Genomic DNA, 12,669 nt, shown 5'->3' with positions numbered 1-12,669 from the left:
TGCCTTAGACTTGATTTACGCGCCGGGGTTGCAGTCGCCCAACTCGCCGCCCGCAAACATCGGGTGGTCAGGTGCATAGGTGACCTGATCGGCTGGGGTGACTTCGACGATTTCCACGAGATCGAATTCATTCTCGGGGTTCTCTTTGCCGCGCACGACCACAACGTCCTTAAAGCACTGGTGGTCATCGGCGCGGTACAGCGTCGGGCCGTTGCCCAGACCGTCGAATTCGAACCCGGCAAGGGCTTCGCCGACGGCGCAGGGGTTGAACGACCCGGCACGGGCCACCGCATCCGCATACAGCAGCGTCTGCGCATAGCAGGTCTGGGCCGCCTGGCTGGGGGGGAAGCCGTATTTTTCGCCAAAGGATTGAACGAACGCGTTGGTGCCTTTGTAGCGGTCGCCCATCTGGTTCTCGAGCTTCCAGTCCCAGTTCTGCGAGCCGACGATACCGGTGATATTCTCACCCGCACCACGGGCCATCAGCTCTGAATAGAGCGGCACGACGATTTCGAAGTTCTTGCCGTTCACCTGCTTTTCGCGCAGGCCGAACTGCACGGCGTTGGTCAGCGAGTTGACCATGTTTCCGCCGTAGTGGTTCAGGACCAGAACATCCGCACCGGAGTTCAGGACAGGCGCGATATAGGATGAGAAATCGGTCGCGGCGAGCGGCGTGCGCACGTCGTTGATGGTTTCCCAGCCCATGGCTTCGGTCGCGGCCTGAATGGATTCCTGCTGCGTCCAGCCCCAGGTGTAGTCGGCTGTCAGGCTATAGACCTTGCGGTCATCGCCATAGAGGTTTTTCAGCACCGGTGCCAAAGCGGCAGCGGACATATAGGCGTTGAAGAAGTGACGGAAGCCATTGGCTTTCTTGTCTTTACCCGTGGTGTCGTTCGAATGGGTCAGACCCGCCATAAAGATCACGCCGGCCTCTTGGCACAGGCCCTGCACAGCAACCGCCACGCCCGAGCTTGAGCCGCCCGAGATCATGATCGCGCCGTCTTTCTGGATCATCGACTGCGCCGATGCGCGGGCCGCGTCCGATTTGGTCTGCGTGTCGCCGGTCACGAACTGGACTTTCTTGCCCATGATCCCGTTACCTTCCAGCGCCTTAGAGCTGAAGGTGTTCAGCATACCGCCGTCGCCCTGACCGTTCAGGTGCTCGACCGCCAGCTCGAACGCGCGCAGCTCGTCTGCGCCTTCGTCCGCGTAGGGGCCTGATTGGGGTACGTTAAAGCCAAGCGTCACCGTGTCGCCCGTTGGCGCGTTGGTAAAGCCGGAATGCGCGGCCGCGCTTAGATACGTCGGCAGCGCCAGACCGGCCCCGGCAGCAGCGCCGGTTTTGATCACGCCACGACGCGTCAAGTTAGAAAATGACATGTATTTCCTCCCAAATGTTGAAATCACGGCCCGATTATTTTTCCGGGTCCATGATGCACAGAGGTGCAAATATGATATGAGAGGAAAACTGAAAACCGATCAACAAGCCCCTTGATAAAAACAACTATTCTGTAAATATATTCGCACAGGTTGAGGGGGAGTTGTAAATTTAATGATATTGCAGCGCAGAAAGCCGTTGATAACGCGATATAATTCGTGCGGGGGTGCCGCGTGACCCGTGATGCGCTGACCGGCAGCCGCATCCGTGAACGTCGGGTGATGGCGGGGCAGAAACAGGCGGACCTTGCCAAGCGGATCGGCATCTCGGCCAGCTATCTGAATCTTATCGAACACAACCGTCGCAGAATCGGCGGGAAGCTGCTGCTGAATATCGCCGCCGCCCTTGGGGTGGAGCCGACGGCGTTGACCGAAGGGGCCGAGGCGGCGCTGATCGCCACCCTGCGCGAGGCGGCGGATGATGCGCGGCTCAGCGGGCCGGAGGCGACCCGCGCCGATGAATTTGCCGGGCGGTTCCCCGGCTGGGCCGATGTGCTGGCCAACGCACAGCGCCGGATCGCCACGTTGGAGCGTACGGTCGAAACCCTGACCGACCGGCTGGCCCATGACCCGCATCTGGCGGCCTCTATGCACGAACTGCTGACGACCGCTGCCGCGATCCGGTCCACCGCGTCGATTTTGGCCGATACCAAAACGCTTGAACCCGAATGGCGCGACCGGTTTCACATCAACATTGATCAGGACAGCCGTCGCCTTGCCGATAGCGCGCAGGCGCTTGTGGGCTATCTTGAGGCCGACCCCGAAATCACCCCCGCCGCCGATTCCCCGCAAGAGGAGGTAGAGGCGTTTCTGGCCGCGCATCGCTATCGTTTTGCCACGCTCGAGGTCACCGAAGGGGATGCGGATGCCATCGACAAGTTGATCCAGACCGCCCCCGAACTGCAAAGCGTGGCCGCGCGTCACATCGCGCGCGATGTGTTGCAGCAGATCGCCATCGACGCCGAAGCCCTGCCGATCACGCGGCTGACACAGGCGCTTGACCGGCTTGGACCCGACCCGGTGGCGCTTGGTGCAGAGCTGCGCCAGCCCGTGGCCCGCGTCTTGCGGCGTATGGCAACGGTGCCGGAACTGGGGGCAGGGCTGGTGATCTGCGACCGGTCGGGCACGTTGATCTTTCGCAAATCCATCGACGGTTTCGTCGTGCCGCGCTTTGGGGCCTGTTGCCCGCTTTGGCCGCTGTTCGCCGTTCTGGGCAGCCCGGGCATGGTGCAGAAACAACGGGTCGCGCAATTGGGGCGGGGCCATTCCGCCTTTGACTGTTTTGCCACCTGCGAGACGCAAAACGTGCGCGATTACAACGCGGTACCCTTGCTTCATTCGGTGATGTTGATCCTGCCCGCGGGGCCAGACAGCGCGCCCGCGCTTGATGTGGGGGCCACCTGTCGCGTCTGCCCGCGCGCGGCCTGTCCGGCGCGGCGCGAACCGTCGATCCTGAATGATGGGGTCTAGCGCGGGGCAACAGGCTTTTGACAGGGCAGGGTTTTCCGTGCATCTTGCCGCTCGGCCTACCGAGATCGCGGCACAAGCGACCAGGGCCACAGGGAGGGATTTTGCCAATGGGCAAGCATGTGGTGCTCGTGGAAGACGAGACGAACATCGCCGAGGCGATACGATTTTTACTCGGCCGTGAGGGCTGGCGCGTCGAAACGCTGGCCAATGGCGCGACAGCCGTGGAGGTGATCCGCAACGCCAGCCCCGATCTGGTGATGCTGGATGTGATGCTGCCGGGCAAAAGCGGTTTCGAAATCCTGAAGGAACTGCGTGCGGATGCCGCGCTGGCCGATCTGCCGATCCTGATGCTGACCGCCCGCGGTCAGACCCGCGACCGCGAAATCGCGCTAGAGGCCGGGGTCAGCCGGTTTATGACCAAACCGTTTTCCAACGCCGATATGCTGGCAGCCGTGCGCGATCTGACCGCCGCAGGCACCGCAAAAGCATGAGCAAGCCCCCCGGCTCGCCGCTGTTTCTGGAACGGCGCAGCTACCGGTTTCGCCGCATGATGGATGCCGTCCGGCTGCTGCCCTTGCTGGTGCTGGCCTTCTGGATGGTGCCGCTGCTCTGGCCTGTGCAGGATGCCCCCGTCGGCGCGGCCGTGCCCATGTCGCACGCGCTGCGCTATGTCTTTGGCGTCTGGCTGGCGGGCATCGTCTTGTGCTTTCTGCTCTGGCGGCGCACGGCGCGGCAGATTGCCCAGGAAGCGCAAGACTGATGGTGTCACTGAACCAGTTGGTCGCGGTCTGTCTGCTGTATGTGGTCGGGCTCTTTGCCGTGGCCTTCGCGGCAGAGCGTGCGGCGGCACGGGGGCGGGGCGACTGGCTGTTACGCTCTCCGCTGGTCTATACGCTGTCGCTGTCGATCTATTGCACCGCCTGGACCTTTTACGGTGCCGTTGGCTATGCCGCACGGTCGGGGTTGGAGTTTGTGACGATCTACCTTGGCCCGTCGCTGGTGATGATCGGCTGGTGGTGGGTGCTGCGGCGGTTGGTGCGCATCGGGCGGTCGCATCGGGTGACCTCTGTCGCGGATCTGATTTCCTCGCGCTACGGCAAGTCGAACCTGCTGGCGATCTTGGTCACCATCATGGCGGTGATCGGGGTGACGCCCTATATCGCGCTGCAACTTCAATCGGTTACCCTGTCCCTGTCGATCTTTGCCAGCGCCGAGCCGGGGGTGACACCGGGCAGCGACCCGCTGAATTCCGCACAGGCGGCCTTTTGGGTCGCGGTGGGGCTGGCGCTATTCACCGTGCTCTTCGGCACCCGCAATCTCAACGTGAATGAACGCCACCACGGCGTGGTCATCGCCATCGCTGTCGAGGCGGTGGTCAAGCTGCTGGCCCTACTGGCCGTCGGCGTTTTCGTGGTCTGGGGGCTGGCGGGCGGCGTCGATCAGGCGCTGGCGCAGATCGACCGGTCGGCCCTTGGTCAATGGCAGGTCGAGGGCGGCCGTTGGGCCGCGCTGACGCTGCTCGCCGCTGCCGCCTTCATCTGCCTGCCGCGGATGTTTCAGGTGCTGGTGGTGGAGAATGACGACGAACGTCACCTGCAAACCGCCAGCTGGGCCTTCCCGCTGTATCTCATGCTGATGAGCCTGTTTGTCGTGCCGATTGCCGTGGTCGGGCTGGACCTGCTGCCCGAAGGGTCGAATCCCGATCTGTTCGTGCTGAGCCTGCCGCTCAGCCAAGGGCAAAACAGCCTTGCGATGTTTGCCTTTCTGGGGGGCTTTTCCTCGGCCACGTCGATGGTGATCGTGGCGACTCTGGCGCTGTCGACAATGGTGAGCAACCATATCGTCATGCCGATCTGGCTCACCTACGGGCAGAACTCGGTGCAGCAATCGGGTGATGTGCGTCATGTGGTGATCCTGTCGCGGCGGCTGTCGATCCTGCTGATCATCTCGCTGGGGTATTTCTATTACCGGCTGTCGGGCGGCGGCGGTGCGTTGGCGGCGATCGGGACGATCTCTTTCGGGGGGGTCGCGCAGTTCCTGCCGGTGTTGCTGGGCGGAATCTTCTGGCGCGGAGCCACGCGCACGGGGGCCGTCTGCGGGCTAAGCGTGGGCTTTGCGATCTGGGTCTATACGATGCTCTTGCCCAGCTTTGGCGCAGGCGCGGCGCTATCGGTTGCGACCTTTCAGGACGGGCTGTTCGGCATGACCTGGCTGCGTCCCGAAGCCTTGTTTGGAATCAACGGTTTGGACCCTACTGTTCACGCAGTGATCTGGAGCCTTTCACTCAATGCGCTGGTCTTTGTCGCCGTGTCCCTGTTCAGCTTTCCGGCCCCTGTCGAGCGGCTGCAAGGCGCGCAATTTGTCAATATCTTCGACCATTCCACCGCCGCCCGCGGGTGGAGCGCGTCCGTCGCGGCCAGCGAGGATCTGATGATCATGGCGCAGCGGATTTTGGGCCCCGCCGAGGCGCAGGGATTTTTCCGCGCGCAAGCCCAGTTGCAGGAAAAATCGGATGGTTTGCCAGAGCCAACGCCGCGTTTTGTTCAGGCGCTGGAGCGTGAATTGGCGGCCTCGGTCGGGGCGGCGACGGCCCATGCGATGGTGTCGCAGCTGGTCGGCGGTGCCTCTGTCTCGGTGCAGGATCTGCTGGCGGTGGCGGACGAATCGGCGCAGATGCTGGAGTATTCAAGCCAGCTTGAAATCAAATCGCGCGAGCTGACCGATACCGCCGCGAAGCTGCGCCGCGCCAATGACAAGCTGACGCAACTGTCGCATCAGAAAGACAGCTTTCTGAGCCAGATCAGCCATGAACTGCGCACGCCCATGACCTCTATCCGGTCGTTCTCCGAGATTCTGCGCGACGCCCAAGGGCTCGGCCCCGAAGAAAAGACGCGCTATGCCTCGATCATCCACTCCGAAACCATCCGGCTGACGCGGTTGCTGGACGATCTGCTGGACCTGTCTGTGCTGGAAAACGGCGAGGTGTCGTTGAACCGTCAGCGCGGGTCGCTGCGCGATGTGCTGGATCAGGCCGTGACCACAGCGCGCGCCGCCAATACCCGCGCGATCACCATCGACCGCGATCTGGCGGTCGAGGAGGTGATGCTGGAGACGGATCTGGACCGACTGGTGCAGGTTTTCATCAACCTTATCACAAATGCGCAGAAGTATTGCGTTGCCGACGACCCGAAGCTGTCGATCCGCGCCCACCAGCGGGGGCGCCGCATCATTGTGGACCTGATCGACAATGGCGCGGGGATCGATGCTGCCTCGCAGGAATTGATTTTCGAAAAGTTTAGTCGTTTGCCCGGGCAGGGCGGCGAGGGGGCCGGTCTGGGACTGGCGATATGCCGCGAGATTATCAAACGTTTGCAGGGGGATATCTCGTATCTTACCGAGGTGTCGGGCACCGGTTTTCGGGTTGAACTGCCGTTGGCGCAGAGCGGGGCCTAGGGCGATTTTTTCGGTTCTTTAAAGGGAATCGTAACCTCTCTGCGCCATTTCATAGGGGTGAAATGGCAGTGAAGGAGGCGTGCGATGGGGTAAAGGATGTGAGTTTCGTCAAATGATGCCGGTGACATCAGATGCGGGGTGACAGCGCCGTCTTGGCGCTATCCGTTGGTATGGCCTCCGCAACGGCGCGGTTGGCCTGATCCTTGGCGGATCGACCCGTGGCGCGTTGACCGGTTACGCGTAGGGGGCGCTGAGCACGCCGCGCATGTGGCTTAGATCGTAGCCACCGGCCCGTGCGGCATCAATCAGCGCGTCCGCCGGTTGTTCGCCTGCCTGACCCAAGGCCCAAGCGATGGTCGACCGTGTGCCCGAGGCGCAATAGGCCAGAACAACCTCGTCCTGCGCCACGCCGATCTCGCGGTTGCGGGCAATGACATCAGGGGTCATCGTTTGGTGCGTCAGCTCCTGCACCGCAAAGCGCAGGCCAGCCGCCTCTGCCGCGGCCTGGATGGCGGCATGCTGGTGGCTGGGGGGCACTTCCGCGTCGGGACGGTTGCACAGGATCAAGGTAACGCCAGCCTCTTTGATCGCCTCCATATCGGAGGGGTCGATCTGAGGGGCAGCAAAGAAGCGGGGGGTGATTTGACGAATATCCATAGTTTGACTTATCCAGCCGCCCGCGTTGTGTCTAGTATCCGCCGCGCTTTGGGGGCGATCATCATACCCGCCAGCATGGTGATCAGAAAAATCAGGCCCCCCAAGCCGCCAAAGCCAAGCGACGCCATCGCAGGCCCCGGGCACAGCCCGACCAGCCCCCAGCCCGCGCCAAAGAGCACGGCCCCCAGGATCAGCTTGCGGTCCAGCCGCGGGTCGGGGCGTTCGGGGAAGTCACCGCCCACCACGGGCCGCCGCCCACGGGTCAGCGCCCAAGCGACCGCCATCGGCAAAATGGCCCCGCCCATAACAAAGGCGAGCGTCGGATCCCAATCCCCGAAGAAATCCAGAAACCCCTGGACCTTTTGGGTATCGGTCATGCCGGACAGATATAGCCCGGTGCCAAACAAGGCCCCGGCGAGGGCGGCAAGCATATTGCGCATCTCAAACCCCTCCGACCAAGGCGCGCAAGGCGACAACCATCAGCGCGCCTGCCGCGATATAAACGAGCGTGGCAACGATACCGCGTCGGCTCAGCCGCGAAATGCCGCAGACCCCGTGACCGGAGGTGCAGCCATTGCCGATGCGCGTGCCCAGCCCGACCAGAAGACCGGCCGCGCCGACCAGCCACAGGTTCTCTGTCAGGTTGGTGGTCGCAGGGACGGGGGCAAAGAATGCGATCACCGCAGGGAAGATGATCAGCGCCGCCAGAAAGCTGCCGCGTTCGGCCCAAGCGCCGCGCGCCGATCCGTCCACCAGCCCGCCGATAATGCCGCTGGCTCCCATGATGCGGCCATTCCCCAACAGGTAGACCGCAGCGCCGCTGCCAATCATCAGCCCGCCAATTAGGCCCCAAATCCAATCTGCTTCAATCATATGCTATATCGCCCTTTAGTACCGCCGTAAGCGGCGGGTGTCGGGAAAACATATAATGAATGCTGAATGTGTGGCAAGCCGCAAGCGCGAGGTTGACGCTGTGTCGGTCTCTGGGCGTTTGTTATCTATAGAGACAGGGGCAGAAAGTGGCCTTCACCTGCCTTAGCCGAGGATGATACCGATCACGACCATCATCAGTCCGATCACCGACAGCAGCAATGCGCCAAGGTTCATCGGCAGCACTTTTTGCAGGACGATCCGCATCTCTTCTTCGGGCAGGGCGGCGCGTTTGGCACGGGCCACGCGCAGGATACACCAGACAAGCCCGACCAACCCTACAAAGGAGATCGCCGCGCCCGCCCAGATCAGGACGTCAAAGAGTGAAAGAGATGCATTTTCCATAGGCCGCGAGCTATCCGAATTCCGCCCAATGGGCAAGAGTGGCTTGCGGCAGCGCAGGCACGCGGGTAGTCAATGCGCTGACCCATTCAAGACATAGGACGCCCCAGATGAGCGACAGTGCCACCAATCCCGAATCCCAAGACGCCATCGGTGATGCCACATATCGCGTGACCGCGAATGAGCTGCGCCAGTTCGTAGAGCGGATCGAACGGCTGGATGCCGAGAAGAAAGACCTCGCCGAACAGCAAAAAGAGGTCATGGCCGAAGCGAAATCCCGCGGTTACGACACCAAGGTGCTGCGCAAGATCATCGCTCTGCGCAAGCGTGAAGCTGATGATATCGCCGAAGAAGAAGCCGTGCTTGAGATGTATAAAGAAGCGCTTGGCATGTCCTGAGCCGGATGCGGTGCCTCGGGGGCCGATTATGCGCCCACTGGACGCCGCGCGAGACGTTTAATGCCATCGGTACGCGGGGGCAGGGGGCAATTCGCCCCGTCCCACGGGACCCCGCCGCCAAATCCGCTTGCGCCCAAGCGCAGGCCCCAATAGAAGAGCGGAAATTTTTCCGCCCGCGCCCCGCAATGCGCGGCCTTACCCTATGGAGCAAACATGCAGGTCAACGAGACGCTGAACGAAGGTCTGAAACGCGGCTATGCCATCACTGTGACAGCAGCTGAGCTGGAGGCCAAGGTCAACGAAAAGCTGGCCGAAGCGCAGCCCGAAGTCGAGATGAAGGGTTTCCGCAAAGGTAAAGTCCCAATGGCGCTGCTGAAAAAGCAGTTCGGCCAAAAGGTTATGGGCGAAGCAATGCAGGAAAGCATTGATGGCGCCATGCAAGAGCATTTTGAAAAGTCCGGCGATCGCCCTGCGATGCAGCCCGATGTTAAAATGGCGAATGAAGACTGGAAAGAAGGCGACGACGTCGAGGTCACCATGACCTACGAAGCACTGCCCGAGATCCCAGAAGTCGACCTGTCGTCCATCACGCTGGAAAAAATGGTTGTCAAAGCCGATGACGCCGCCGTTGAGGAAGCGCTGGCCAACCTGGCAGAGACCGCACAGGACTTTGAAGCCCGCGAAGAGGGTGCCAAGGCAGAAGACGGCGACCAGATCACATTCGATTTCCTCGGCAAAGTAGACGGCGAAGCCTTTGAAGGCGGCGCGGCAGAAGATTACCCTCTGGTGCTGGGTTCCAACTCCTTCATCCCCGGTTTCGAAGAGCAGCTGGTCGGTGTTGTGGCAGGCGACGAGAAAGACGTAACGGTTTCCTTCCCGGAAGATTACCAAGCGCCTCACCTCGCCGGCAAAGAAGCCGTGTTCGAGTGCAAGGTTAAAGAAGTGAAAAAGCCTGTTGCCGCGAAAGTGGACGACGAGCTGGCCAAGAAATTCGGTGCCGAAGATCTGGCTGCGCTGAAATCCCAGATCGCAGAGCGTCTGGAAGCGGAATATGCCGGTGCGTCGCGCGCTGTCATGAAACGCGGTCTGCTGGACGAGCTGGACAAGCTGGTCAGCTTTGACCTGCCGCCGTCGCTGGTCGAAGCCGAAGCAGGCCAGATCGCGCACCAGCTGTGGCACGAAGACAACCCTGATGTTCAGGGCCATGACCACCCGGAAATCGAAACCACAGACGAGCACAAGAAGCTCGCCGAGCGCCGCGTGCGTCTTGGCCTGCTGCTGGCCGAGCTGGGTCAGAAAGCCGAAGTTCAGGTCACCGACGCGGAAATGACGCAAGCGATCATGAACCAGGCACGTCAGTACCCTGGTCAGGAACGTCAGTTTTTTGAATTCGTTCAGCAAAACCAGCAGATGCAACAGCAGATGCGCGCTCCTTTGTTCGAAGACAAAGTCGTTGATCACGTGTTTGAACAGGCGACATTGAACGAGAAAGAAGTGTCGAAAGAAGACCTGCAGAAAGCCGTAGAAGAGCTGGAAGACGAATAAGTCTTTCCCCTTTTTCGGTATCACGAAGATCAAAGCCGTCCCGATTGGGGCGGCTTTTTTCGTTGGACGGCTGGGGGGGTATCCGTTTTAGTGCAGCAAAATGCGGCAGTTCCGGTCAAGGGGAAGGTGGTAGACACATGTCAGATCAAGCCAGTAACAGGGCGCGCCGCGCCGCGAGAGCAAAGACCCCCCTGACCGAGGAGGAGCGCAAAGCCCGCCGGCGTGCAAAGCGGAACCTGCGTCAGGCCGAGGCGATGGGCTTTCTCAAGGGGGTGACGGCGATGCTGAAGCCTGGCGATCTGGCGATGGACTGCGGGGCCAATGTGGGTGTCGTGACCCGTTTGTTGGCCGACACAGGCGCCGAGGTGATCAGCTATGAACCCGACCCTTATGCGTTTGAACAGCTCACGACGGCTGTGAAAGACCGCGCGAACGTGCGTCTTGTCAACGCGGCGGTTGGGGCCAGCTCGGGCACTGTGCGGCTGATGCGGGCCGCGAATTTTGACGACAATATGAAGGGGGCATCGGTCAAAAGCACAATCGTCGACGGCGGGCGTACGATTGACGCAGACAATTATGTCGATGTCGCATTGCTCAATTTTCTGGAAATCATCAGGGCTGAAATCGATAAGCGCGGCGAGATCGCTTTTGTGAAGATGGACATCGAAGGCGCGGAGCTTGATCTGCTTGAGGCGATGGATGCAGCGGATTTGATCAAGGGGATCAGGTGCTTGGTCGTGGAAACCCATGAACGCAAGTTCGCGGATCTCAGGCCGAGGTTCCGCGCGCTGCGCGAAACCTTTGCTGCGAAATACCCTGCGCGACAGGTGAACCTCGACTGGATCTGAGAGAGGCACGCCTGCGCCCATGGGGCAGCGCGGCGCGCCTTAGGGGGCTCAGCCTTTGCGCAGGCCGGTTTCAACCAGCATACCGCGCCGTTTGGCCTCGTAGTAATAGCCGCGGGCGTACCATTTGATTGCTGTGGCGTGATCGCCATCAGACAGCAGCCAAGCGCCGCGCAGGTATTTGACGCCGTATTTCAAGTTTACATCAGGATCGAGAAGATCGCCGGCATCGCCGCGAAACCCCATGCCGCGTGCGGTGGCGGGCAGGATTTGCAGCAGGCCGAAGTAGGGCCCATTGCGGGCCTCTGGACGGTGGGTGCTTTCACGGATGGCAAGACGGTGGACCAACGGGCGGGGGACGTCGTAGTGGTCGGCCCATTTGTTGATCAGCCCGCGCAGCTCGGGCGTCTCGTTGGGATAGAGCGGCAGCTTGCGGGGCGCGGGGGCGGGCTCTGGTGCGGTACTGGCGCAGGCAGAGAGGGCAGGTGTGCAAAGCAACATCTGGCAAAGGGAACGACGTGTGAGGGCGATCATGCGGGTGACTCGCATCGTTGACGGGAGCCAAATGCTTACAACGCCGGGGGCACCGCGCAACAAGGGCAGCGCCGGATGGGCAGAGGGTCGCTTAGCACAGGGCGGCATATTGCCGATCGCGCAATGAAAAACGCCGCCGCTGAGAGGTCAGCGGCGGCGTTTCATTTGGAATCAGATCAGAAGGCTTAGGCTTGCGCTTCGTCTTCGTCTGTTTTCTCGACAGCTTCTGCCAGATCGTCGTCGTCGGATGCGGCGGAGCCGATATCGTCGAACAGTTCAGAGATCTCGAATTCGGCTGCAGCTTCTTCTTCTGCGGCCAGTTCCTGGATCGACTTGCCTGCGGCCTGAAGCTCGGCCTCTTCAGGGGAACGTGCAACGTTCAGCTGAATTGTGGCTTCGACTTCGGGGTGCAGGATGACGGTGACGTCATGCAGGCCCAGGTCTTTGATCGGGCTGCCCAGAACGACCTGTTTGCGGTCGATGGTGAAGCCTTCGGCTGTAGCAACGTCTGCCGCGTCACGGGTCGTAACCGAACCGTAAAGCGCACCCGAATCGGAGGCGGAGCGGATGACGATGAACTGCTGACCGTTAAGCTTGTCGGACAGTGCTTCGGCTTCTTTTTTGGTCTCGAGGTTTTGTGCCTCAAGCTGGGCTTTCTGACCTTCGAAGGCTTCGATGTTGGCTTTGGAAGCCGACAGCGCTTTGCCTTGGGGCAGCAGGAAGTTGCGTGCGTAGCCGGGCTTTACGTCCACGACTTCGCCCATTTGGCCCAGTTTGGCCACACGTTCCAGAAGGATAACTTGCATGTGCTTTCTCCTTACTTAACGGCGTAGGGCAGCAGGGCGAGGAAGCGGGCGCGTTTGATGGCACGGGCCAATTCACGCTGCTTTTTCGCGGAGACTGCGGTGATGCGGGAAGGAACGATTTTGCCGCGCTCAGAGATGTAGCGCTGCAGAAGACGTGTGTCTTTGTAATCGATTGCCGGTGCGTTGTCGCCCGAGAAGGGGCAGACCTTACGACGGCGGAAAAATGGTTTAGCGGCCATGGTTTATGTCCTT

At 61.1% G+C, this 12,669-nt stretch carries 15 protein-coding genes; 7 read left to right on the top strand and 8 right to left on the bottom strand.

The features are described from left to right. Positions 1 to 15: 15 nt before the first annotated feature. The gene (locus IV89_RS10730) at positions 16 to 1,380 is read right to left on the bottom strand and encodes a substrate-binding protein (protein ID WP_037943985.1); all 1,365 of its coding nucleotides are present in this window, start codon (positions 1,378 to 1,380) and stop codon (positions 16 to 18) included. Between the two features lie 231 nt (positions 1,381 to 1,611). Here IV89_RS10730 and IV89_RS10725 point away from each other — a divergent pair, with 231 nt between their 5' ends. From IV89_RS10725 to IV89_RS10710, 4 genes are all read left to right on the top strand, one after another. Further along, entirely contained in the window at positions 1,612 to 2,907 is a 1,296-nt protein-coding gene (locus IV89_RS10725) for a helix-turn-helix transcriptional regulator (RefSeq protein WP_037943986.1), read from the top strand. A 107-nt stretch (positions 2,908 to 3,014) separates the two neighbouring features. After that, entirely contained in the window at positions 3,015 to 3,398 is a 384-nt protein-coding gene (locus IV89_RS10720) for a response regulator (RefSeq protein WP_005852799.1), read from the top strand. Next, positions 3,395 to 3,667: a hypothetical protein gene (locus tag IV89_RS10715; protein WP_009826724.1), complete on the top strand. Its 273-nt coding sequence runs from the start codon at positions 3,395 to 3,397 to the stop codon at positions 3,665 to 3,667. Before IV89_RS10720 ends, IV89_RS10715 begins: the two co-directional genes overlap by 4 nt. Beyond that, positions 3,667 to 6,360 carry a sensor histidine kinase gene (locus IV89_RS10710; protein ID WP_037943987.1) on the top strand — a complete coding sequence of 898 codons (2,694 nt, stop codon included), beginning with the start codon at positions 3,667 to 3,669 and terminating at the stop codon, positions 6,358 to 6,360. Before IV89_RS10715 ends, IV89_RS10710 begins: the two co-directional genes overlap by 1 nt. A 234-nt stretch (positions 6,361 to 6,594) precedes the next feature. Here the strand turns inward: IV89_RS10710 and IV89_RS10705 are convergent, their stop codons facing one another. The 4 genes from IV89_RS10705 to IV89_RS10690 form a co-directional block, all read right to left on the bottom strand. After that, the gene (locus IV89_RS10705; RefSeq protein WP_037943988.1) at positions 6,595 to 7,017 is read right to left on the bottom strand and encodes a TIGR01244 family sulfur transferase; all 423 of its coding nucleotides are present in this window, start codon (positions 7,015 to 7,017) and stop codon (positions 6,595 to 6,597) included. 8 nt (positions 7,018 to 7,025) lie between these two features. Next, a complete protein-coding gene (locus IV89_RS10700) occupies positions 7,026 to 7,457 on the bottom strand; it encodes a DUF6691 family protein (RefSeq protein ID WP_037943989.1) in 432 nt (143 codons plus the stop codon). A gap of 1 nt (position 7,458) precedes the next feature. Beyond that, positions 7,459 to 7,890: a YeeE/YedE thiosulfate transporter family protein gene (locus tag IV89_RS10695; protein ID WP_037943990.1), complete on the bottom strand. Its 432-nt coding sequence runs from the start codon at positions 7,888 to 7,890 to the stop codon at positions 7,459 to 7,461. A gap of 162 nt (positions 7,891 to 8,052) precedes the next feature. Next, complete coding sequence (locus IV89_RS10690) at positions 8,053 to 8,292, bottom strand: hypothetical protein (protein ID WP_037943991.1); 240 nt, start codon at positions 8,290 to 8,292, stop codon at positions 8,053 to 8,055. A gap of 107 nt (positions 8,293 to 8,399) precedes the next feature. Here IV89_RS10690 and IV89_RS10685 point away from each other — a divergent pair, with 107 nt between their 5' ends. The 3 genes from IV89_RS10685 (at position 8,400) to IV89_RS10675 (ending at position 11,080) form a co-directional block, all read left to right on the top strand. Further along, positions 8,400 to 8,687, top strand: a complete 288-nt coding sequence (locus tag IV89_RS10685; protein ID WP_009826729.1) for a DUF2312 domain-containing protein — start codon at positions 8,400 to 8,402, stop codon at positions 8,685 to 8,687. A 213-nt stretch (positions 8,688 to 8,900) separates the two neighbouring features. Further along, positions 8,901 to 10,232, top strand: coding sequence for a trigger factor (gene tig, locus IV89_RS10680; RefSeq protein WP_037943993.1), 1,332 nt, complete (start codon positions 8,901 to 8,903; stop codon positions 10,230 to 10,232). A 137-nt stretch (positions 10,233 to 10,369) separates the two neighbouring features. After that, a complete protein-coding gene (locus IV89_RS10675; RefSeq protein WP_037943994.1) occupies positions 10,370 to 11,080 on the top strand; it encodes an FkbM family methyltransferase in 711 nt (236 codons plus the stop codon). Between the two features lie 48 nt (positions 11,081 to 11,128). On the opposite strand, the gene IV89_RS10670 is transcribed toward IV89_RS10675, so the two are convergent. The 3 genes from IV89_RS10670 to rpsR form a co-directional block, all read right to left on the bottom strand. Next, positions 11,129 to 11,611 carry a lytic transglycosylase domain-containing protein gene (locus IV89_RS10670; RefSeq protein WP_235183774.1) on the bottom strand — a complete coding sequence of 161 codons (483 nt, stop codon included), beginning with the start codon at positions 11,609 to 11,611 and terminating at the stop codon, positions 11,129 to 11,131. A gap of 185 nt (positions 11,612 to 11,796) precedes the next feature. Continuing rightward, a complete protein-coding gene (gene rplI, locus IV89_RS10665) occupies positions 11,797 to 12,417 on the bottom strand; it encodes a 50S ribosomal protein L9 (protein WP_037943995.1) in 621 nt (206 codons plus the stop codon). A gap of 11 nt (positions 12,418 to 12,428) precedes the next feature. Beyond that, positions 12,429 to 12,656 carry a 30S ribosomal protein S18 gene (gene rpsR / locus IV89_RS10660; protein ID WP_005852865.1) on the bottom strand — a complete coding sequence of 76 codons (228 nt, stop codon included), beginning with the start codon at positions 12,654 to 12,656 and terminating at the stop codon, positions 12,429 to 12,431. Between the last annotated feature and the right edge of the window lie 13 nt (positions 12,657 to 12,669).

Origin of the sequence: Sulfitobacter sp. CB2047, assembly GCF_000735125.2 — a bacterium.
GTDB classification, from domain to species: Bacteria; Pseudomonadota; Alphaproteobacteria; order Rhodobacterales; family Rhodobacteraceae; genus Sulfitobacter; species Sulfitobacter pontiacus.
This window is presented reverse-complemented; position numbering and strand designations above follow the sequence as displayed.